Here is a 21,168-nt window from a genome sequence, read left to right as displayed (position 1 = left end):
ATGCACAACGAATAGAGCATAATCTTGCTGAATTTGATTATGTAATTAGCCTCACTCATACCGATCAACATCTTGATGAAATTATTAAAGTGATCAAACCACAAGGTAAATTAGCTTTAATAGACGACCCAGCAAGTTTTGATATTTTAGCGCTCAAGCGCAAGAGTATCTCACTGCATTGGGAGTTTATGTATACTCGTTCAATGTTCCAAACTGACGATATGATAGCGCAACATCAGTTACTTACTGAATTAGCAGAGCTAGTTGATAACGGCATCATTAAAACTACCTTAGGCCAACATTTAGGGAAAATTAATATAGAAAACCTGCTCAAAGCGCACGCAATATTAGAATCTCATCAATCACGCGGTAAGCTGGTACTTGAAGGGTTTTAAACTTATTTAATATTATTGCGCGCTCATCTGAACGCGCAATAATTCCCCTTCTGCTCCAGCAAAGTGCAAGCCATCATTATTTTTCACTACATTAGTGCTTATACTCAATCATACAACAACGAAAAAACCTTAAGCTATTGATTTGTTTTAACTAAAAATAATTATTCAGACTGGCACAGATCTTCCTTACAAAAGAGTAACTCACTAATCTGAGTTTTATCTTCATTTACCTCGTCTACAGGGAGCGAGCTATGACTAATATTTATCATATGTTGTATTTACTATGGCGCTTAGATATAAGCATTTGGCATATTCACCATGCCAATGATCCTCACACCACCGCAGAAAAGGAGCGTGAATATGTTAAGTAACTACCCGCACTTAGATGAAGCGCTTAAAAAGTTGTCGGTGCATCAATTAACAATTAGCCAAGCCTCCGAGCACTATGATTTACCCAAACGAGTGATCTATAAAGCACTGCGTCAACAACAAGCAAAAATAGCACAGCAAAAAAGCTATCTACTCGCAGCACAAAAACGTTTGCAACAAAACTTGCAGAGCGTAGAACTAGAATTAGCTAATTTTAATTAACCTACTACTGATTATTTTCTGTATAGTTTAAATACACTAAAATTAGTAAAATTGCAGGATAACTATGACAGCTGTAGAAGTTAATTTTGATGGCCTTGTAGGCCCGACTCATAACTACGCGGGATTATCATACGGTAACGTAGCATCATTAAATAATGCGGCAAGTTACTCCAATCCAAAAGAGGCGGTACTGCAAGGCTTAGCGAAAATGAAAGCTATGCATGACTTGGGACTAACTCAAGGGGTATTTGCCCCACATGCCCGCCCTGATATAAATGTATTGCGTCGTTTAGGATTTACAGGCACTGCTGAACAAGTGATCAGTAAAGCGTTTAAAGCTGATCCTGTTTTAGTTCGCGCATGTTATTCAGCATCATCAATGTGGACTGCCAATGCCGGCACTGTATCACCATCAGCCGACACACTTGATGGCAAAGTTCACTTTACTGCTGCTAATTTGAATAACAAATTTCATCGCTCCCTTGAGCCTCAAACAACAACACGATTACTTAAAGCCATGTTTAATAACGAAGGCTACTTTAGTCATCATACCCATTTGCCAGATCAAGGTTTTTTTGGTGATGAGGGCGCGGCTAACCATACTCGCTTAGGCGACGAGCATGGTGTTCAAGGTTTGGAGCTGTTTGTATATGGTGCCAGCGCATTTAACAGCGCACTGCCTAAGCCAGTTAAATTTCCTGCAAGGCAGACACTTGAAGCATCACAAGCAATATGCCGACTACATCAGCTAAAACCATCTAGCCAATTAATGATTCAACAAAACCCTGAGGTGATTGATCAAGGGGTGTTCCATAATGACGTAATCGCGGTGGGTAACGCCAATGTATTACTCTGTCACGAGCAAGCTTTCTTAAATCAGCCTATCGCCCTACAACAAATAAAAGATGCATATATTGGCGACAAAACACTGCATATTATTGAGGTGCCAACAGCCAAAGTAAGCGTGCAAGATGCTGTAACTAGCTATTTATTTAATAGCCAACTAGTTAGTTTAAACAATGGCAAAATGTTACTAGTTGCTCCACAAGAATGTAAAAACAATCAGGCAGTTAACAGTTATATTGAAGAAATGATCCTTGCAGACAATCCAATTGATCAAGTGCAATTTTTTGATTTAAAACAAAGCATGCAAAATGGTGGTGGCCCTGCTTGCTTACGTTTACGTGTAGCGCTAAATCAACAAGAACTCGCGGCAGTCAACCCTGCGGTTATTTTAAACGATAGTAAGTACCAACAACTGTGTGATTGGGCGAATAAGCACTATCGTGACAAACTTAGCAATGATGATTTTGCAGATCCAAACTTGTTACGTGAAAGCTGGCAAGCGCTGGATGAATTAACTCAACATCTGCACCTAGGCTCTGTGTATCCATTTCAATTAGAAGGATAAACCATGCAAGATACAAGCGTTGTAGATACGCAAATACATAAAATCAGTTCACTAGCGGGATATCAGCAATCGCTAAATCATTTACTGGTTGATAGCGTTAACAATGGTGCATCGATTGGTTTTATCGCGCCATTGACGCGCGCACAAGCAGATCACTACTGGTACAGTATTGAATGCGATTTATTAAATGATAGCCGCGAATTATTTGTTATCACCGAAGGATCTGAGGTAATTGGTGCAGTGCAATTAGCGCTGTGTCAAAAAGCTAATGGCGCTCACCGCGGTGAGGTTGAAAAGCTAATGGTACATAGCCAATACCAAGGCCAAGGATTTGCAAAACAACTTATGCATATCCTTGAAAAAAGTGCGCTGCAGCAACAATTAAAACTACTGGTACTGGATACCCGCTTAGGCGATATTGCCTCACTTTTATATGAAAAATTAGGCTATATAGAAGCCGGTGAAATACCACAGTTTGCCCTTAGTTCATCGGGCGAATTACAAAGTACTGTGCTGTTTTATAAATTACTTAAGTGAGTTAAATTCGTCAATCGCTTACAACCTTATAATGTTATCAGCAGTCACTTCGCTTTTGTAACCTACCATAAAGGCATTTACTATAACGTTTAAATCGCTGCTAATACGTTGACAGAACGGATAAAATGGGATCAAGTAGACGAACTTATCAGCATGTTTTCAATGAGCACAAAAAGAAAACGCCAGTCAATATTAATTAACTGGCGTTAAGCTGACAGATTGCTATTTAATATATTAAATCACTATCTGTTATTTACACATCCTTGTTAACGGTTATTGCCGATGCCATCGACTCCGATATATGTAACGTACGCTGCGGAAATGGAATTGTCAGCCCTGCTTGCTCAATAGACTCTTTTACACGCTTATTAAGATCCCAGACTGTTTGCCAATAATCACCGTTAACTGTCCACGCACGTAATTGAATATTCACTGAGCTTTCAGCTATCGATGTCACCATCACCTTAGGTGCTGGATCCGCTAATAATCGGCTTTCTGATGCGGCTATTTCTTTAAGTACATTTAAGCCATCATCTATTGAGTCAGCAAACGAAATACCTACTACAATATCCATGCGTCTTTTACCATTGCGAGTGAAATTTTTAATATTGCCACCCCACACTTTGCCATTTGGCGAAGCGATATATAGGCCATCATTGGTTTTAAAAATAGTTGTAAAGAGGTTAATTTCACTCACAGTACCCGTTGTGCCACTGGCATCAACAAAGTCACCAACTTTAAATGGCCTAAGTATTAATAACATAATACCTGCGGCAATATTACTGAGGGTATTCTTTAACGCAAGGCCAATCGCAAGGCCAGCCGCCCCCATAAGTGCTATTAAACTGGCTGTATTAACACCAAAAATATCTAAAATAAACAACCCTGCAATGATATACACCAAGTAGCCCAGCACACTCGATAAAATTGGTAGTAAGGTTTTATCCATTTTCTTAAGAGGCGACTTAGAGTTTTGGATCGCTCTTTTAACAGAGCGCGCAATTAGAGCACCAGCTATAACAATAGCCAACGCTAGAATCAGTTTATAACCTAGAGTCATTATGGTTTCTGAATGATTTTGCCAAAACACTAATAACTTATCTTTCACTGTTTATTTCCACTAAGTAATTGCTGCAATTGAGCAAGGTTTAACATAGCTTACACAAGGTTAAAACCACATTGTTATAAGCCAATAAGTGTAAGCTGCTATAACCATTTGCGATTTTTAGCCTGCTAAAAAATAAGCTGGCCTCAAAGCGAAACCGCGCGATTATATAGCATAATAAATATAAACCTAACTTTTTATTTTAATCTTTAAAAACAATTAAAAATCATATAGTTAAATCAAGCCAGCAAGTTGGTGTAATAAGCATTCAATGGAGGTTAATCCTTCACTGTTACCATCACCACTAAGAGTATCAAACCTAGTCTCAGATTTAATCGAGGAGCAAGTCATGAGTAAAGAGAAAGTTGTACTTATTACAGGCGCTTCCAGTGGTATTGGTGAAGCAACAGCAAAAACCTTAGTCGCAAACGGTCATAAAGTAATTTTGACCGCTCGCAGTGAAGACAAACTTAATGCGCTGGTTGAAGAGTTAGGGGCTGATAACGCATTAGCAGTTTGCGCAGATGCCACTGATTTTTCATCGCTTGAAAACGTAGTTAATGCAGGTATAAAACACTTTGGCCGCCTTGATGTTGCATTTGCCAATGCCGGTATGGGTGTTCAAACGCCAGGTGTTGAAGAGGGCGATCCTGAGCAATGGCAAACAATGATTGATATTAATATCAATGCACTGCTTTACACCGCAAAACTCACTCTGCCACACCTAAGAAAAACCACAGGACACTTTATTTTAACCAGCTCAGCCGCAGGACGGATTGCCCTTAAAGGCTCTGTTTATGGCGCAACAAAATGGTTTGCTTACGGTTTTGGGCAAAACTTAGCTGAAGAAATGAAGCCATGGCAAGGACGCTGCACCACTATTGCCCCAGGCATGGTCAATACGCCTTTTTTTGATGAAGCAAAACCCGACAAACTCGACCCAAATGATGTAGCCGAGGCGGTACTATTTGCTATAGAGGCAAACCCACGTTGCAATGTACGAGAGTTATTTTTGATGCCGAGTAATTAACGGACTCGACAGTAATAAATGCCCTTAACAGGGCATTTAATTTGATCCAAGCAGTAAATTAATTACTGCAACTTAAACGCGCCTGTTTTAATCGGTTAATTGATGCGATAACTTGCGCAATCGTACCATGATTGATCTCGATAACTTGCGACTCACTTAACGCATCTTTATTTTGCAGAGCATCAATAATTAAGCTGTACTTGTTTTTATACCTAAGTGGATTCATCTAGGCTGATTGCCGATAGTGATCAACAGCAAAACTAAATAAAACTTTGATCATAAAAAATAGACTCACCATCAAAAACCACGTTGGCAGCGATAAGTAAATCAACAAAAAGATGCCATAACACATTAAGTTTGCAGCAATAAAACCCTGTATTAATTTACCATGTAACGCATTAACAACAGATGCTGCCACTATCGTATATGCCCATATAAGCAGTGCAGTATCTAGTGGCTGTGAAAGTAACCACGCAATCACTATTATATGAACGTGAATGGCAATAAAAATCAGCCTATTTTTAGGACGCTTTGTGTAAAACTCATTGGTACCAAGAGTGAAATTAGCAATACATCCTGCTAATACGTCAGCAATTAATATAAAAGCTAAGATTGCTCGCCAATTATCGAGTTTAATCTCCGCAACCGAATAAATAACCCAACTGCCGACTAAAGCAAACAAAATAGTACCGGTGATCTCTAAAATCGATTGTTTTTCGCCAAACACTTCATGCAAAAATTCAGGGGTTTTAAAATACTTCATTGTTAAACATTTCCTTATTTAAATTAAATTTTTGAACAACGACTTTCCATGTTTTTAACTATGCAAGTAGGTGACAAGATAAGCACCACTAGCAGCCAACGAAATAACATTATCTATATAGACACGCCATTAATTAAAAAAACACCGTAAAGGTAGCTGGATATGCTCAGGGATCTGATCAGAGATCACATACTTTTTTGCATCAACTGTGACTTCAAATAAAAGATACTCTGAATTTCTGCCAATATAACGCTCACCTATATTTGGCGTTATCTTATATATATTTCCGGTAAGAGTAAGCTGACTAGAGGCTGATATCTTTTCAAACCCGCCGTAAGGGCTGAGATGACCCTCTACGTTGTGATCTTTTAAGTAGTCGTTTCGAGGATGGCCAACCCATATAGGTTCGACACGAATTTCACTACTTTGAAATAATTTATTTGCTTGATAATGAATGGGCTCAAAGCACTGCTTCTCTATTTTAATATCACTGCAACCACTGATAGATATCACAGCAAGTATTGTAATATACTCAATGTATTGCATATCAACGTATTCCTTTACATACACTTGGATCTAGCTATTGGCAGCACTGCAATGCTAGCATTTTTATAACCCACATTTGGGTAAGTTATTTGCTTGAGTAACGAAAGTATTTTTATGTAGCAATAAGTCTAGCATTGATGAATTAATAATCTAATAAATACAACGAGTCTCTCGGTATAGCATTTGATTATTCTCTGTATAGTCACTTTTTATTATACGAGTCTAGATGCTACTATCTGATAACTATAGACATTAAAACAACCATTACAGGGCTTAAAAATGGTATTGCGTTCTCTTAAATCTCTGCTTTTTATTCCATCACTGATCGCTACTATTTTTATTCTACAAGCTTGCTCCGAGCCATCCCAAAATACCATTGCTGATGTAACTGGCGGCAAAATTCAAGGTACTGATTCGGGCAAAGTGATTTCTTTTAAAGGGCTCCCTTTTGCTGCTCCGCCGGTAAATGATAAGCGCTGGCGCGCACCGCAACCAGTAACTCACTGGCAAGGTGTAAAAAGTACTACCGAATTCGCAGCAGATTGCATGCAAAAACCATTTGCTGGCGATGCTGCACCACTGGGAACCCCACCAGCTGAAGATTGTTTATATTTGAATGTGTTTAAGCCTGCAAAACAGAGTAAACAGCCTTACCCAGTAGTGGTGTGGATTTATGGGGGTGGCTTTGTCAATGGCGGTTCATCTCCTGGTGTGTATTCCGGTGAAAGTTTTGCAAAGCAAGGTGTGGTGTTTGTCAGCTTTAATTATCGACTTGGCCGGTTTGGTTTTTTTGCTCATCCAGCACTGAGTAGCTTTGAAAATGATGCTCTTGGCAATTATGCCTTCATGGATCAAATTGCAGCATTAAACTGGGTCAAAAGTAACATCAGCCAATTTGGTGGTGATCCTCAGCAAGTCACACTGATGGGCGAATCTGCGGGCGGTAAGTCGGTGCATGCAATGATGCAAACCTCTGCTGCACAAGGATTATTCAATAAAGCTATTATTATGTCTGGTGGTGGTAGAGAGCTTTTTAATCAACTGCCACTAACCAGTGATAATAAAAATATCCTATCAGCTGAGCAAGTGGGAGTTAACTTTGCAGCTCAGCACGGTATAACAGGCGATAATAAAGCAGCATTAAACGCACTGCGTGCGCTAAGCGCCGAGCAGCTTGTTGATGGCCTTAACTTAGCAAATATGACCCCTTCCCCAGAAGCGCCCACCTATGTAGGCGGGCCCATTTTAGACGGTATATTAGTTAGTTCATCGACCGAAGAAGCATTCAACGAAGGTAACTTTAGCCATGTTCCCACTATGGTTGGCACCACAGATAAAGATATTGGCTTTGCAATTTACAGCACAAAGGAAGCATTATTTAAAAGTTTTGGCTCACGCGCTGAGCAAGCCCAACAAGCTTATGACAGTAAAGGCAACACAGATCTCGCAATACTTAATTATGAAACTGGTCAAGACCTCTTAATGCAAGAACCTGCTCGTTTTGTTGCTCAACAAGTGAGTAAATTTTCACAGCCCGCGTTTATTTACCGATTTGGCTATGTAGCACAAACAGTTACTGCACAAGGCGCAGCGCACGCGACTGAAATACCTTACTTTTTCAATACAGTAACAACTAAGTATGGCCATATTACCACCGAGCAAGACAAACAAACGGCTAAAACAATGCATCGTTACGTTACTAATTTTATTAAATACGGCACACCCAATGGGCCGGGGTTATCTGCTTGGCGCGCATTTAAAGAAGATGAGCGCTATATCCTACAACTGAATAAACAAGGTACTGCGACTTTTTCACCAGATCCTCTTGAAGCTCGTCTTGATGTAACACAAGCTAAAGCCTCAATAAAATAGTGTTGAAGTAACTCAGCTTGCTATTAAGTCATTTAGATTAATATCTAAGACATTATTTTAAATAGTAGCTCTCTGACTGTGGCAGGTTCAAATGGCTTGTCACATATGGCGTCTACACCAGCTTGAGCAATATTAGCTAAATGAGTGTCGTTTGCCTCAGAACTCACCATCAAAATAGGAATATGCGAGTAAGCATTCGAGCTTCTTACGGTCTCCGTTAGCTCTTTGCCATCCATTTCTGGCATATTGTAATCAGTAACAATTAAATCAAATGATTGGGTGTTAAGGTGTTCAATCGCTTGTTTGCCATTTTCTGCTTCTACAGGCGTCGGTATTCCCATTCCAGCCAATACCCTAATAATATGCTTGCGTGCAAAACGACTGTCATCAACCACAAGTACACGCAATAGCGTTACATCAAAATGCTCTAACTCAACTTCTTCTTCAGTGATAATATCTAAGGTTGCCTTTAACGCACGCGTAATTGCCTCAGCGCTAAATGGCTTTGGTAAAATAGCTAATACCCCTGACTGCCTTAACTGTTCAAGATAGGTTTTATTGCGCTCTGTTGATACCAGCATAAAAGCTTGATGCTCAATACCAGGGGTTACTCTGATTTTTTGCAATAAAGAGTCAGCGCTACCGTCAGAAAAATACATGCTGCTAATAACCAAATCCGGCTGATAATTCTCCAGCATTGTTAACGTTTTCGCTTGAGAAGTGGCAGTTTCAATTTGTGACACACCGCATTGAGTAAGTGACTTTATAATAAGCTTTTGCTGAACATCTGAAGGCTCTACTAATAATATTGATAAATTGGCTATTGCTGTTAAATCTTTCATTTAAATCTCTTCAGTGTTGCTATGTTTAGTTACGTTGAATATAGTCTAATGCAGTCATTTTATGATAACTCACATTACTATACATAACATGCGCAGGTTCTGGATCAACGATTTCGATTGGGGTATCGTAATTGCGTGCCACTTCTAGCGCCATTTGGGTAATATTAACGCTAAACGAAGTGCCAATAAAAACGATTTTATCGGCATCAAGCATCCGCTGTTGTGCTTCGCTAATACGATAAAGTTCAGTGTAGTATTCATCAAATAACAACACAAAAGGCTTTAAAGATTGATCCACCACTGGCTGCTGGTTTTCAATGTTAAACAGCTCAAGCAGTGACTCATGTAAGCGGCTTTCGTCTACATTATTCCACGGTGTCGTATGCGCTTTCACATCATCGCCTTGATGATGAAACAAAGTCATTTGATCAAGCCGGCCATGAATGGCGATATAGTTTTTATTGCCTGCTTTGCCATCTAGCCCGTCAATATTTTGTGTGATCAGGTTTTTATCGCTCAACCACTGATGAACTTCGTTAGGACCATGGTTGCGATAAGTAGCAAAGCGATGATAATACCAAGCTAAAAACTCCCGTGGGTTGTTTTCATACATAGCACGCGTAGCCATTTCCATTGGCGTATAGTTTTTACTACCAATAGTCCAAAACCCATCTTCACCTCGAAAGGTAGGAATGCCGCTGGCGGCACTCACACCGGCTCCGGTTATATATAATGTATTCATAGCGTTCCCAATAAGCGCTAAACACACGTTTGATTTTTGCCTTGCTTCTTTGCTTGATAAAGCAATTCATCCGCTTTGTGCATCGCTTTATCAATTGGCACATCCGCAGTTAGTTTACTGATCCCCATGCTCACTGTAACAGCCAGCTGGTTTACACCAATAATATCTAAACGATTTTGTGATAAAGCATGATGAATATCGTTGGCAAATTGTGTCGCTTGTTGTTTATTTTTATGACGTAGAAAAAATAAAAACTCTTCACCGCCCCAGCGCGCCACCATATCATTTTCACTTAACTGAGCAACAAATAAATCAGCAAGGTGTTTTAGCACTTCATCGCCAACTGAGTGACCATATTGATCATTAATATCCTTAAAATTATCTACATCCGCAATGATAATACTCCCAGTTTGCAGCTGCGCTTCGAATTGCTCGAGCTCTTCCATAGCATAACGTCGATTGGGCAGGTTTGTTAAATGGTCGCGAGTCGCTAAATATTCATTTTTTTGAACAAGTTCAATCAAACGGTGGCTATACATTTGCCGAAAATATTCATAAAAGCCACTCAACAGAGCAACAATAATAAAAGAAGCAATAATACGAATTGGAAAATAAGCCGAGTAACCGCTGTAAAATTTAAAGTAGCTCGATAAATAAAAGGCACCAGTTACGCAGATCACAAAAATAATTAAATCAATAATTCCCCGTTTAAAACCGCGCACAAAAAAGGTTACCGGAGATACAATAAAAATCCAAATAGGCCCAGTACCATGGCTCCCTCCTGCAAGTACTAAATAAATCATTAAAGCATATAAAGTATACAGAACAATTAAAGAGGAAATCTCGACTCTATCACCAAGGCAAAAAGGGGAAGCAAATAAAATTGATGAGCCTAATAGAGGGTAAACCAAAGTAGATTGATTATTAAACAAAGCGATTATTGCCATACAAAGCGTTGTTAACGTACCTATTACGGAAAAGAACCTAATAATAAGTTTTCGTTCGGCCATATCAGAATAGCTAATCATCAATACAATGCATCACTTATCAATAGTAAAGGCAATCTTTGCATGCAAAAACTGATTGTAAGATTGCACTAAAATTAAAAATAATTAATCAGTTACCAATACAAATATAGTCTAGACATGAGCTCATTGTAAAAGTAAAAGGAATAAATAGTTGCTAATAGTAAGCTTACACGCGAATAACATCTTGGTATTACTAAGCTGAGCAAATAGGTTTTGCCATATCATTGCTGCAAAAAATCGGCTGCTCATTAGCAATAACCTTTAGATTTAGCTTTACCTAAGTTGCAAAAGGCTCAGGTAAAGCTGGTATGCTAAAGCAAAGGATAAAAGTGGGTTCAAAAGTATCATTAAATAATCATACTTTATTTGTAAGCCCTGCGAAAAACCCTTAATAAGCGACGCTCATACGTTGATTAATATGCGCGGCATTTTGCACTTCATCCAGCATAGCAATCGCGTAATCAGTCACTGATATTTTGCTTTCACCTTGTTCATTAGTAAAAAACACATCGCCACCAATGCGATACGGACCTTCACTCTCGCCGGGGTAAATAACCGCGGCAGGACTTACAAACGTCCATTGTGTGGTTGTGTTTGTTGCTTTAAATACACTGAGAGCCTCACCTTGCGCCAACGCTTCATCTTTATATTCAGCAGGAAAGTCCGGCGATGACACTAACGTAACACCAGGTGCAACTTCTAAACTACCTGCACCACCAACCCACAGTAAACGAGTACTGCTACCTGACAGTGCAGTTAATAAACGCTTGGCCGTTTGCGCAACTAATTCATGGTTACCCGCTGCACGTCCACCGATTGAGGCAATCACCACATCAGCGTTCGTTAATACTTCTGCAATGTCATTTTGAGATTGTAAGTCAAACTCTTCTACCGCTGTACCGTCAGTCACCTTATCCGCATCACGAACAACCGCCGTCACATTGTGACCATTAGCTTTTGCCTGCGCCATGATGTGGCTACCAATCCAACCTGTTGCGCCTAAAATAGTAATATTCATGTCTGTATCCTTAAAAAAGTATTAATCATCTGAGTTGATGTAATCAGTTTACTTGCTCATTAATTGATGATAAATAAACCTTATAGATACACATTAGTTCACCTTAGGATGCTAATGGATAAGATAACTGCAATCCAAAGCTTTGTTGAAGTCGCCCGCAGTGGCAGCTTTACAAAAGCAGCTGCTCACTTAGAGCTCAGCCGCTTACAAGTCACCCGCCACGTACAAGACATTGAGCAGTGGCTGAGCTTGCGATTATTTCACCGCACCACCCGTAAAGTCAGCTTAACCAATCAGGGCGAAGAAGCGCTTGCCTACTGTAAGCAAATACTCAGCACCGTATTGGATTTACAAAGTAGAGCACATAACCATAATAACGAGCTGGTTGGTACCATTAGAGTCGCAGCCCCTATTGGACTTGGCCAAAATCTGTTGTTTGATGCAATTGAAGAATTTGTTGCTATACACCCAAATACTCATTTTCAGCTAGTACTCTCAGATCGGTTATCACAACTGGTTGATGAGCGAGTAGATATAGCACTGCGCTATACTCATAAGCCTGATGAGCAATTAATTGCGCGTAAGCTTATGTATATCAATACGGCTATTTGCGCCTCCCCAACTTATTTGGCGAACAACAGTCCAATCACTAAACCGCAAGATTTATTGCAACACAATTGTTTAGTGCATAGCGGTAATTCAACATGGCATATTATTAGTGATAACGAGGATGAAAAAGTCACCGTAAAAGGCAGTATTAATGCTAATGATATGTCTGTGCTACTAAAAGCAGCAATCAAAGGAATGGGGATCGCAAATTTGCCGTGTGACTTGGCAAATCGCTATTTAGAGCAAGGTAAACTGGTTAAAGTGAATCCATCTTTTTCATCACCTGGCCAGCATTTATGGACTGTGTATTTATCTCGTCATTATCAACAAAATGTGGTCAGAGCGTTTATTGATTTTTTAGCGCTGCGATGGCAACAAGATATCCTATAAAATGACAGTGTAGTATTAGAATATTACCCGTTACAGATTAGTGTATGTTTTACTAGGCGCTCATTGCATTAGAGTGCGCTTAATCTCCACTCTGATACGTTTACGCACAATTAATATCTGGAGCAGAACATGGCTAAAGTACTTATGATCACCGGTGACTTTGTAGAAGACTATGAAAACATGGTGCCTTTTCAAGCATTATTGGCGATGGGTCACCAAGTTGATGCTGTATGTCCTGATAAAAAAGCAGGTGATACTATCGCCACCTCAATTCATGATTTTGAAGGCGACCAAACCTATACTGAAAAGCGCGGCCATAACTTTGCGCTAAACGCGACATTTGCCAATATTAATGCCGCTGATTACGATGCCCTGTATTTACCCGGTGGCCGTGCCCCTGAGTATTTACGCTTAAACGCGAAAGTAATCGAAATAATTCAGCATTTTGCTACAGCGGATAAACCCATTGCCTCTATTTGTCACGGCCCGCAATTGCTCACAGCAGCAGGAGTTATTGAAGGTAAAAAAGTATCCGCTTACCCTGCTTGCCAACCTGAAGTGAAAATGGCCGGTGCCGAGTACGTTGAATTACCAATGGATGGCGCCATTACCGATGGCAAACTAGTAACAGCACCAGCATGGCCTGCACACCCTGCCATGTTAAAACAGTTTGTAGCCTTGCTATAATCGCAGTTCAGCAGCATCAAGAGGTTAATCATGTGTCAACTTTTTATTAATGCCGACAGTCGGTTGTGGACCTGTCGTACCAAATCACTGCGGATTGACGGCGTTGTTACGTCGATTCGTTTAGAAGAGTTTTTTTGGGATATTTTAGAAGAAGTGGCATTTCGTGATCAAATGACCGTTAATCAAATGATCACTAAGCTGTACCTTGAATCTCTTGATGCTGATCATGACATTGGTAATTTCACTTCATTTTTACGTGTCTGTTGTTCACGCTATTTATCGCTGGTGGCCGATGGCAACTTAACCCGCGAAGATGCGATACCTTTAAATGATATCGACGCGACACAAGTTTTAGAACAAGAAAAATTGCGTACCAGTGTGCGCAAAAGCCAGTATATAGATACATCGTTAAAGTCTTCACTTAACTAGAGTTTTCATGTCGCAATCCCCCTTAGTTCGATCTTTTAAAAAGATTGTTGGCGCACGTTATGTATTAACGAGCGATCGTGCAACTGCCCCTTACCGTAAAGGCTTTAGAGAAGGTCACGGTCCGGCACTAGCAGTAGTAAAACCAGCAACACTATTACAACAATGGCATATTTTACAAGCCTGTGTAAGTGCAAAGGTCATCGTTATTATGCAAGCCGCAAACACCGGTTTAACGGGCGGCTCAACACCGACACAAGGTTGCGATCGCAAAACGGTGATCATCAACACCTCGCGCCTTAACGACATTCAAGTATTAGCTGAGCAACAACAAATTGTCGCGTTCCCTGGGGCGAGTTTGTTCTCATTAGAAAAAGCCCTCGCCCCATACGGCCGAGTACCACATTCAGTTATTGGCTCATCATGTATTGGCGCATCGATTGTCGGTGGGGTATGTAATAACTCAGGTGGCGCTTTAGTTGAGCGAGGCCCAGCATATACTGAACTTGCCTTATACGCCCAAGTAAATAGCAATGGTAGCCTCAGTTTAATTAATAATTTAGATATTGAACTTGGCGATACACCAGAGCAAATACTCACTAATTTACAAAATAAAAAATACCGCACGCAAGATGTTAAAACGACAGCTAAGAAAGCATCCGATCGCGAATATGCCGATTGGGTTCGTAAAACAGATGATGATACCCCGGCACGATTTAATGCCGATCCTCGGCGTTTACATCAAGCCAGCGGCTGTGCGGGAAAACTAGCTGTATTTGCCGTACGAGTAGATACCTTCGCAAAAAATCAACAAGAACTGACGTTTTACCTCGGTACTAATTCCTCCACTGCGTTGCAAGCGGTACGAAAAACGTTATTAGAGCAAGCCACCAGCTTGCCTGTTTACGCCGAATATTTACACCGTGATATTTTTGAGCTTGCTGATAATTATGGTCGAGATACAGTATTATTAATTAAACATCTTGGCACCAATTGGTTGCCTACTTTTTTTAATATTAAGCGCCAGCTCGATTCCGTCTGTCAAAAACTGCCTTTTATACCCAAAAATGCTATTGATAAACTAGTTTATTGCTTCGCAAAACTGTTCCCAAGCCAAACACCCAATAAGCTCAAGCAATGGAATAGTCAATATCAACATCAGCTCATTTTGACAGTTAAAGGCGAGGCGCATCAACAAACTCTTGCATTGCTTGAACACGTTCAAAAAGACTACCAAATTGATTTTTTTCAGTGTAGTGAGCAAGAAGCTAAATCGGCATACTTACTGCGTTTTGCTGCCGCAGGTGCTGCTGTGCAATATGCCAAAATAAATCATCAAGAAGTCGAAGATATTCTCGCGCTGGATATCGCTTTAAAACGTAACGACAACGAATGGTTCGAAAAATTACCGCCAAGCATCTGCAATAAATTAGTAGGGAAACTGTATTACGGGCACTTTTTATGTCACGTATTTCACCAAGATTACTTAGTGCGTAAAGGTGAAGACGGCAAAGCAATTAAAGCAGCCTTACTTGAGTTATTAGAGCAACGCGGCGCACAATACCCCGCAGAGCATAATGTAGGGCATCATTATGATGCAAAACCAGCCCTTGCTGATAACTACCGCAATTTAGATCCAACCAATAGCTTTAATGCGGGCATTGGCGGCATGTCTAAAAAGCGCGATTATGCTAAGTAAGCTAGTAAGCGCGATTTTACATCGCGCTGTTAGCACACTTAAAAACTGTAATTAATCCCAGCATAATAACGGCGGCCTGAATAACTAGTATTAAGTAGCCGCGCATCGGTATCTTTACCCAAACGTGTTACCGACTCCGATTGCGTTAAGTTAATTACCGCTGCGGTAAAGCTTAAGTTATCGGTAACGTTATATGCTGCATTTACATCTACTTGCTGGTATGGGTCTTGGTAGACATTTAAACCACTGTTAATACCGAGCACCGTTTCACCTCGTTTATTGTACGAAGCGCGAATGTTAAAACTATCCCCTTCATAATAAACGGAGGTGTTATATTGATAGTCAGCACTGCCTATTAATGGCGACTCTGCTAACTTTTCACCTGCAACTGTTACATCGGCCTGATTGGTGTTGTTATACGTGTAGTTTGCGTAAATACCAAAGCCACTATCAAAGGCGTGTTGAATAAACACTTCCACCCCTTTTGATACCGCATCAGTACCATTACCTACGGTGCTATACGGGGAAATGCTAATAGTACCAGCATCAACAAGACCTGCTTGCCCTGCAAATTCACGCTGTGAATCAATCACCAGTGGCACGATAAAGTTATCGACCTGTTTATGAAATAACGCAACACCTAATGCAGAGCCTGGCGCGTAGTAATACTCAAGAGATAAATCGGCTTGTACTGACTCAAACGCTTTTAAATTTTTATTTCCACCACTGCCACTAAAACCGGGTTGTTCATTAAAAGCGGCGCGATCATCTGCCCATTCGTCCGACACATAAGTAATACGCTGTTGACTACCCAAATCGCCGTAATCGGGGCGCGACATCACTTTAGCAAGCGCACCACGGATCACCACATCATCACTGGCATCCCACGCAATATTTAAACTCGGCAATACGTGAGTGTCTGTTGTTTGCTGGGTGATCAACTGGTATTGCTCAACTAAACGATCATCACCGGTGATTTGCTCGCCCGTTTCGTCATCGGTTTCATCCAATAAAAAAGTATAGAGATCGGTTGAAGCACTGCTAGTCTTAGTTTGTACAACGCGCACACCAAAATTACCGCGTATATCTCTGTACTCAAAATCACCTTGTAAATAAAACGCACTGATCTGCTCGGCAATATCATAGACAAAGTTATCTTCAATTCGAGTATACGGCACATAGTTACTGTAAATATAATCGCGATATTTATGCCAATTAATAGTTGGCATTAAATTGATATTAAAGCCACCAGCAATATTGCTTTCACCTTCCACATTAAACACATCTTGTGCCTGTGGCATACCATTATTCCATTGATAGCTATCAAATTGCGTGATACCCCCTGCGCTTGCCTCGCCTGCGGCAATATCAAAACTCGGATCAAGGAAAAAGTTGTTGCCCGTTTCGCGATGCAGTGATGCATCACGGTATTTTGCACCAGTGCGAATAGTGGTCAATATGCCCCAATCAACATAAAAATCAACGTCGCCTTGGTAGTACTTTTCTTCTAAGGTGCTACGTACAAAACTTGAGTTCGATGAGCCTGCATCACGACCTCCGCCAACACCTGCGAGCAAGTTATTGAGTGTATTTGGGTCTATCAGCATCGAAATACGGTCATCACTGATTGACCAAGCGGCACTTTGCGAGGCGTTCTCAATATTACTTTGCCCCTCACCCGCGTTTGAGCTTTTATACGCTGCTTGCCAACTTTCTTTTGGCCCGCCTTTAGCTTTAGTTTTACCAACGACAAAGCGTGCTGTAAAGTTGTCGCCTTCGTAGCTTAAGTTAAAATCAAAAGTATCAGAGGTTGACTCTTCATCCACATAACTACCGCGCAACCACGGCAATTGCATATCTTTTTCAACGCCACTGGCCATGGCGCTATAGTCCATGCCATTGACAATTGTGCCACTTTCATCAAGTGTAATACCTGTTAAAAAGTCAGGATTTAACGCCCATTCCGGCATATCAACAACCGAGTCGCTACGTTGTTGCTTTAAGCTAAAGCCAAAGTAATTAAAACCTAGTTCAATGCGATTAGTTGGTCGCCACTGAGTCGAAAACTGCACGCCTTCACGTTCACGTTTTTCATTCACAACAGAGCTGCGCACCACCTGCGGAAACCACATATTCTCATAACGTTGCCCGTTGGCATCAGTCACCGCGCCCCAGTCATTACTGTTATCAACCTCGTTACCATTTATATCAACAGCTTGCTGACCTGTGTAACGCCAAACATTGGCATCTGTGCCACCAGAGAGCGTACGGTTGGTGCGCTCTTGACGGGTATAGCCAAGTAAAAAACCAAAGCTATCGCTATCGTTTTTCCATGAATACAAACCAGTAAACTGAGGTTCATAATCTTCTGTTACATCTGCATAAGTACTTTCAACATTAAAAACGCCCGAATTAGCATCCATATCCAATGGTTTGCGGCTATGCATTAACACTGTACCACCGACGCCACCTTCATCTAGTCGCGCTTCAGGTGATTTGAATACTTCAACGCTTGCGATCATCGCTGATGGGAGTAAAGCATAATCAAATGAACGAGATGGCTCTCCTGGTGAGGAGGCAATAAAATTACCATTTAACTGCGTGTAAGTAAGATCAGACGATAAACCACGAATACTCACCGTTGATCCTTCACCGCCTTCACGTTCAATCACTACACCCGGCACACGGGCTAATGAATCAGCCACGTTTTTATCCGGGAATTTACCAATGTCTTCAGCGGTAATGGCATCAACCACAGAACTCGATAAACGCTTCACCGCTAAGTTTTCAGCCATGCTAGAGCGAATACCTCGCACCTCAATCACTTCCATATCTTTTTCTGTTTGAGTGCCTGTTAATTGCTCGGCAGCCGCCGCATTCATAGCACTAAAAACCGATAAACTAATAACTGAAAAACGCAGCGATGCTGCTAAAGGCGAGTAACACGTTGAGGTTGACATTGAATGTACGAGTCCATTACTGGTTAACAATTGTAAAGACGGCAATTGTACACAGCCAGACTTAATGGATTGTTAACCATAACTTGCAAGTAACTGAATAAGCGAATAAATAACCACCTCATAAGTGGCCTTGCTCGTACCTAAATAACAGAGCTCGATAGGTTAATTACTCAAACCTTGCATCCATAACGTTACTAACTGCTGAGCGCAAATACCTAGCGCTGGTGTCTCATTAGTGTCAGCTGCTGTAGTGAAAATTTTCTGCGCGACTTGGCGACCAACAAGTTGAGAGGCTGAGGTTTTATCTATACGTTGTTGATAAAAAGCCGTTAAGGCGTGCTCTAAATCATCATACTTTTCTAACACCCGTACAAGATGCCAAGCATCTTCTAGCGCCTGACATGCCCCCTGCCCCGAAGTTGGTAAAGGAGCATGAGCCGCATCTCCCATAATCAGTACGTTACCTTGATGCCAATATGGCAAACGGTCAATATCGTGCACAAATATTCGTTTCAGTGAGTTTTTATCATAAGACTTAAGCACCTGCTGTACCGCATCTGGCCAAGTTAAAAACCGTTGGTGCATTTCTTCATACCAAGCAGATAGCGGCCGCGCTTTATCAATATTTACACTCCACCCGGCAGCCCAATAACAAAGGTCTGCTTTAACAGGCACAATACCAAAGCGCTCGCCATTGCCCCGAAAATCATGGATCACATTATCTAAAGTGCCTACTTTTAACTGGCTAATAGCAATAATATTAATAAACCCCTGATACTGAGGAGTGATTTTTTCAGCATATAAGAATTGCCTTACCACCGAGTTCATCCGCCCATCGGCACCCACAACTAAATCAAAATCTTGTTTTAGCTGAGCAATCTCTGATGCGGTTATTGTGCAGTTAAAATGTATATTTACCCCTAAATCAGCTAATATGCCGCCCAGCACACTCATAAGATCACGGCGCAATATACTGATACTAGAAAAACCACTGAGTGTATTTACTTTTGCAATATCAAATTCACTTTGCACCGTGCCATGCCGATCATACTGACGCATAAACAAAGGCATACCGCCCAGCGCTTGGATCTGTTTATCCAAGCCCATTTGCTGCAACACAAACATTGCATTCGGCCATAACGTTACCCCAGCACCAATAGAGGAAATCTCACTATCGCGCTCAAATATGTTCACCTGATAACCTTTTCGTGCTGCAAGAATGGCCAGCGCTATTCCCCCGATGCCCGCACCCACAATGGCAATTCGCTTGCTGTTCATATTCTTTACCTCAATAATTAACTGAATAACTATTATCACAAAGTCATTTTTTAAGATAAATTAGTAATAATTACGTTATTAATCCCATATTTTGAGTTAATTAATGATTGATAAAATCGAACTTCAGTGGTTACTCAGCTTTCAGTGCGTATATGAACAACTGAGCTTTAAACTCGCAGCCGAACAACTGCAATTGCCTACATCTAATGTTAGCCGCCATGTCGCGTTATTAGAGAAGCAACTTAATTTAAGGTTATTACAACGTACCACCCGAAAAATGATTGCAACGGCTGCAGGTAAACAACTTTATCAATCTATCACCCCACTGATACAAGCAATGAATGACTCGCTAGAAGAGGTGTCTGTGTATGGTGATTCTCTTGCCGGGCATCTTAAAATCATCATGCCTGATCTGCCTTTTTTAGCCGAAATAAGCGCAGAGTTTTGCTCTGTGCACCCACAAATACAGCTAAGTTGCGATACGCAACTAAATCCAACCGAAGGCTTGTTAGAGGGATTTGATTTGGTGCTACGCTTTGGCCGTGGTCCATTGGACGATTCAGGTTGGGTTGCTAAAGAACTGCTGCGCTGGCCCAGTTGCATTGTTGGCGCGCCACAACTGATCAACAATGCGCCACCGCCTCGCTCGCTAGATGAGTTAAGTAAAGTTCCTTGTATTACTAGCTTATCAGTACTGCAAGGTATGCCTTGGCGTTTTAAACAGCAACAAGCAGTGCAAGTAAAATCTAATTTTAAAGTAAACAGTGGCAACATGGCCAAAGCCGCTGCACTAAAAGGGCTCGGCTATGCCATTTTACCCATTCATGCATGCCAAGAAGATATAGACAACGGCTCATTGATCAATATTAAACTCGACCATGAACCAGAAGATCTGGTGTTATACGCATTTTATGCAGGCAGAAAATACCCGCTAGAAAAGGTAAAAGTATTTTTAGAATTCTTAAAGTCTAACTGCATTGAGCTTACCTAAGATATCAATGCAATTAGAATTAGATGCACAAGTAAGCTAGAAGAAGGAAAGTATAAGCCCTCATATACAAGGTATCCCTCGATATGACACAATCGCCGGTGTAATGAGCCAAAAACACCTTAAAGTCATGCTTTTCCCTGTGATTAGAGGTATTAATAACCGCTCGTGATAATGTTTAAATATATTCTATAAAAGTTTTATTCATCAACTTGTAAATATTATAAAAGTAACCATATATCAATACTATC

At 40.8% G+C, this 21,168-nt stretch carries 21 protein-coding genes; 11 read left to right on the top strand and 10 right to left on the bottom strand.

Annotated elements, in window-relative coordinates; translation table 11 throughout:
• The 4 genes from H5200_RS15330 to H5200_RS15315 all read left to right on the top strand — a co-directional run.
• Positions 1–395: zinc-binding dehydrogenase (locus tag H5200_RS15330; protein ID WP_182761789.1), on the top strand; the 395-nt coding region annotated here is incomplete at its 5' end.
• 360 nt (positions 396–755) lie between these two features.
• On the top strand, positions 756–986 hold the full coding sequence (locus tag H5200_RS15325; protein WP_182719062.1) for a helix-turn-helix domain-containing protein: 231 nt from the start codon (positions 756–758) through the stop codon (positions 984–986).
• A gap of 64 nt (positions 987–1,050) precedes the next feature.
• The gene (gene astB, locus H5200_RS15320) at positions 1,051–2,397 is read left to right on the top strand and encodes an N-succinylarginine dihydrolase (protein WP_145242028.1); all 1,347 of its coding nucleotides are present in this window, start codon (positions 1,051–1,053) and stop codon (positions 2,395–2,397) included.
• Positions 2,398–2,400: 3 nt separating this feature from the next.
• A complete protein-coding gene (locus H5200_RS15315) occupies positions 2,401–2,934 on the top strand; it encodes a GNAT family N-acetyltransferase (RefSeq protein WP_145242030.1) in 534 nt (177 codons plus the stop codon).
• Between the two features lie 253 nt (positions 2,935–3,187).
• Here H5200_RS15315 and H5200_RS15310 read toward each other — a convergent pair whose 3' ends face one another.
• Positions 3,188–4,042: a mechanosensitive ion channel family protein gene (locus H5200_RS15310; protein ID WP_145242032.1), complete on the bottom strand. Its 855-nt coding sequence runs from the start codon at positions 4,040–4,042 to the stop codon at positions 3,188–3,190.
• A 346-nt stretch (positions 4,043–4,388) separates the two neighbouring features.
• Here H5200_RS15310 and H5200_RS15305 point away from each other — a divergent pair, with 346 nt between their 5' ends.
• Positions 4,389–5,069: an SDR family oxidoreductase gene (locus H5200_RS15305; RefSeq protein ID WP_182761788.1), complete on the top strand. Its 681-nt coding sequence runs from the start codon at positions 4,389–4,391 to the stop codon at positions 5,067–5,069.
• Positions 5,070–5,127: 58 nt separating this feature from the next.
• On the opposite strand, the gene H5200_RS15300 is transcribed toward H5200_RS15305, so the two are convergent.
• The 3 genes from H5200_RS15300 to H5200_RS15290 all read right to left on the bottom strand — a co-directional run bounded on the left by H5200_RS15300 (position 5,128) and on the right by H5200_RS15290 (position 6,378).
• Positions 5,128–5,295: a hypothetical protein gene (locus tag H5200_RS15300; protein WP_182740469.1), complete on the bottom strand. Its 168-nt coding sequence runs from the start codon at positions 5,293–5,295 to the stop codon at positions 5,128–5,130.
• On the bottom strand, positions 5,296–5,832 hold the full coding sequence (locus H5200_RS15295; protein WP_182740470.1) for a hypothetical protein: 537 nt from the start codon (positions 5,830–5,832) through the stop codon (positions 5,296–5,298).
• Positions 5,833–5,961: 129 nt separating this feature from the next.
• On the bottom strand, positions 5,962–6,378 hold the full coding sequence (locus H5200_RS15290) for a hypothetical protein (RefSeq protein ID WP_182740471.1): 417 nt from the start codon (positions 6,376–6,378) through the stop codon (positions 5,962–5,964).
• Positions 6,379–6,657: 279 nt separating this feature from the next.
• Here H5200_RS15290 and H5200_RS15285 point away from each other — a divergent pair, with 279 nt between their 5' ends.
• Entirely contained in the window at positions 6,658–8,250 is a 1,593-nt protein-coding gene (locus H5200_RS15285) for a carboxylesterase/lipase family protein (protein ID WP_182761787.1), read from the top strand.
• A 44-nt stretch (positions 8,251–8,294) separates the two neighbouring features.
• Here H5200_RS15285 and H5200_RS15280 read toward each other — a convergent pair whose 3' ends face one another.
• The 4 genes from H5200_RS15280 to H5200_RS15265 all read right to left on the bottom strand — a co-directional run bounded on the left by H5200_RS15280 (position 8,295) and on the right by H5200_RS15265 (position 11,880).
• Positions 8,295–9,092 (bottom strand): response regulator, encoded by a 798-nt coding sequence (locus H5200_RS15280; protein ID WP_182761786.1) that lies wholly within the window; start codon positions 9,090–9,092, stop codon positions 8,295–8,297.
• Between the two features lie 25 nt (positions 9,093–9,117).
• Positions 9,118–9,834 (bottom strand): Sir2 family NAD-dependent protein deacetylase, encoded by a 717-nt coding sequence (locus H5200_RS15275; protein ID WP_182761785.1) that lies wholly within the window; start codon positions 9,832–9,834, stop codon positions 9,118–9,120.
• A gap of 17 nt (positions 9,835–9,851) precedes the next feature.
• The gene (locus tag H5200_RS15270; RefSeq protein ID WP_182761784.1) at positions 9,852–10,781 is read right to left on the bottom strand and encodes a GGDEF domain-containing protein; all 930 of its coding nucleotides are present in this window, start codon (positions 10,779–10,781) and stop codon (positions 9,852–9,854) included.
• Positions 10,782–11,250: 469 nt separating this feature from the next.
• Entirely contained in the window at positions 11,251–11,880 is a 630-nt protein-coding gene (locus tag H5200_RS15265; RefSeq protein WP_182761783.1) for an NAD(P)-dependent oxidoreductase, read from the bottom strand.
• Between the two features lie 114 nt (positions 11,881–11,994).
• On the opposite strand from H5200_RS15265, the gene H5200_RS15260 reads away from it, so the two are divergent.
• From H5200_RS15260 to dld, 4 genes are all read left to right on the top strand, one after another.
• Complete coding sequence (locus H5200_RS15260) at positions 11,995–12,879, top strand: LysR family transcriptional regulator (protein ID WP_182761782.1); 885 nt, start codon at positions 11,995–11,997, stop codon at positions 12,877–12,879.
• Positions 12,880–13,008: 129 nt separating this feature from the next.
• The gene (locus tag H5200_RS15255) at positions 13,009–13,566 is read left to right on the top strand and encodes a DJ-1/PfpI family protein (protein ID WP_149981897.1); all 558 of its coding nucleotides are present in this window, start codon (positions 13,009–13,011) and stop codon (positions 13,564–13,566) included.
• 30 nt (positions 13,567–13,596) lie between these two features.
• Positions 13,597–13,995 (top strand): ribbon-helix-helix domain-containing protein, encoded by a 399-nt coding sequence (locus H5200_RS15250; protein WP_149981898.1) that lies wholly within the window; start codon positions 13,597–13,599, stop codon positions 13,993–13,995.
• A gap of 7 nt (positions 13,996–14,002) precedes the next feature.
• Positions 14,003–15,691: a D-lactate dehydrogenase gene (dld, locus tag H5200_RS15245; RefSeq protein ID WP_182761781.1), complete on the top strand. Its 1,689-nt coding sequence runs from the start codon at positions 14,003–14,005 to the stop codon at positions 15,689–15,691.
• Positions 15,692–15,729: 38 nt separating this feature from the next.
• On the opposite strand, the gene H5200_RS15240 is transcribed toward dld, so the two are convergent.
• Positions 15,730–18,651, bottom strand: a complete 2,922-nt coding sequence (locus tag H5200_RS15240; RefSeq protein ID WP_182761780.1) for a TonB-dependent receptor — start codon at positions 18,649–18,651, stop codon at positions 15,730–15,732.
• Positions 18,652–18,813: 162 nt separating this feature from the next.
• Positions 18,814–19,929 carry an FAD-dependent monooxygenase gene (locus H5200_RS15235; RefSeq protein WP_182761779.1) on the bottom strand — a complete coding sequence of 372 codons (1,116 nt, stop codon included), beginning with the start codon at positions 19,927–19,929 and terminating at the stop codon, positions 18,814–18,816.
• 103 nt (positions 19,930–20,032) lie between these two features.
• On the opposite strand from H5200_RS15235, the gene H5200_RS15230 reads away from it, so the two are divergent.
• Complete coding sequence (locus H5200_RS15230; protein ID WP_182761778.1) at positions 20,033–20,920, top strand: LysR family transcriptional regulator; 888 nt, start codon at positions 20,033–20,035, stop codon at positions 20,918–20,920.
• Positions 20,921–21,168: the final 248 nt, after the last annotated feature.

Source organism: Pseudoalteromonas sp. SG43-7 (assembly GCF_014164295.1).
Lineage (GTDB): Bacteria > Pseudomonadota > Gammaproteobacteria > Enterobacterales > Alteromonadaceae > Pseudoalteromonas > Pseudoalteromonas rhizosphaerae.
This window is presented reverse-complemented; position numbering and strand designations above follow the sequence as displayed.

What these genes read in the sequence shown, in the direction of transcription:
- dld (WP_182761781.1), top strand. Translation starts at nt 14,003, where the DNA reads ATGTCGCAATCCCCCTTAGTTCGATCTTTTAAAAAGATTGTTGGCGCA.
- H5200_RS15270 (WP_182761784.1), bottom strand. Translation starts at nt 10,781, where the DNA reads ATGGCAATAATCGCTTTGTTTAATAATCAATCTACTTTGGTTTACCCT.
- H5200_RS15305 (WP_182761788.1), top strand. Translation starts at nt 4,389, where the DNA reads ATGAGTAAAGAGAAAGTTGTACTTATTACAGGCGCTTCCAGTGGTATT.
- H5200_RS15230 (WP_182761778.1), top strand. Translation starts at nt 20,033, where the DNA reads ATGATTGATAAAATCGAACTTCAGTGGTTACTCAGCTTTCAGTGCGTA.
- H5200_RS15240 (WP_182761780.1), bottom strand. Translation starts at nt 18,651, where the DNA reads ATGTCAACCTCAACGTGTTACTCGCCTTTAGCAGCATCGCTGCGTTTT.
- H5200_RS15280 (WP_182761786.1), bottom strand. Translation starts at nt 9,092, where the DNA reads ATGAAAGATTTAACAGCAATAGCCAATTTATCAATATTATTAGTAGAG.
- astB (WP_145242028.1), top strand. Translation starts at nt 1,051, where the DNA reads ATGACAGCTGTAGAAGTTAATTTTGATGGCCTTGTAGGCCCGACTCAT.
- H5200_RS15285 (WP_182761787.1), top strand. Translation starts at nt 6,658, where the DNA reads ATGGTATTGCGTTCTCTTAAATCTCTGCTTTTTATTCCATCACTGATC.
- H5200_RS15325 (WP_182719062.1), top strand. Translation starts at nt 756, where the DNA reads ATGTTAAGTAACTACCCGCACTTAGATGAAGCGCTTAAAAAGTTGTCG.
- H5200_RS15250 (WP_149981898.1), top strand. Translation starts at nt 13,597, where the DNA reads ATGTGTCAACTTTTTATTAATGCCGACAGTCGGTTGTGGACCTGTCGT.
- H5200_RS15255 (WP_149981897.1), top strand. Translation starts at nt 13,009, where the DNA reads ATGGCTAAAGTACTTATGATCACCGGTGACTTTGTAGAAGACTATGAA.
- H5200_RS15235 (WP_182761779.1), bottom strand. Translation starts at nt 19,929, where the DNA reads ATGAACAGCAAGCGAATTGCCATTGTGGGTGCGGGCATCGGGGGAATA.
- H5200_RS15290 (WP_182740471.1), bottom strand. Translation starts at nt 6,378, where the DNA reads ATGCAATACATTGAGTATATTACAATACTTGCTGTGATATCTATCAGT.
- H5200_RS15300 (WP_182740469.1), bottom strand. Translation starts at nt 5,295, where the DNA reads ATGAATCCACTTAGGTATAAAAACAAGTACAGCTTAATTATTGATGCT.
- H5200_RS15265 (WP_182761783.1), bottom strand. Translation starts at nt 11,880, where the DNA reads ATGAATATTACTATTTTAGGCGCAACAGGTTGGATTGGTAGCCACATC.
- H5200_RS15275 (WP_182761785.1), bottom strand. Translation starts at nt 9,834, where the DNA reads ATGAATACATTATATATAACCGGAGCCGGTGTGAGTGCCGCCAGCGGC.
- H5200_RS15260 (WP_182761782.1), top strand. Translation starts at nt 11,995, where the DNA reads ATGGATAAGATAACTGCAATCCAAAGCTTTGTTGAAGTCGCCCGCAGT.
- H5200_RS15295 (WP_182740470.1), bottom strand. Translation starts at nt 5,832, where the DNA reads ATGAAGTATTTTAAAACCCCTGAATTTTTGCATGAAGTGTTTGGCGAA.
- H5200_RS15315 (WP_145242030.1), top strand. Translation starts at nt 2,401, where the DNA reads ATGCAAGATACAAGCGTTGTAGATACGCAAATACATAAAATCAGTTCA.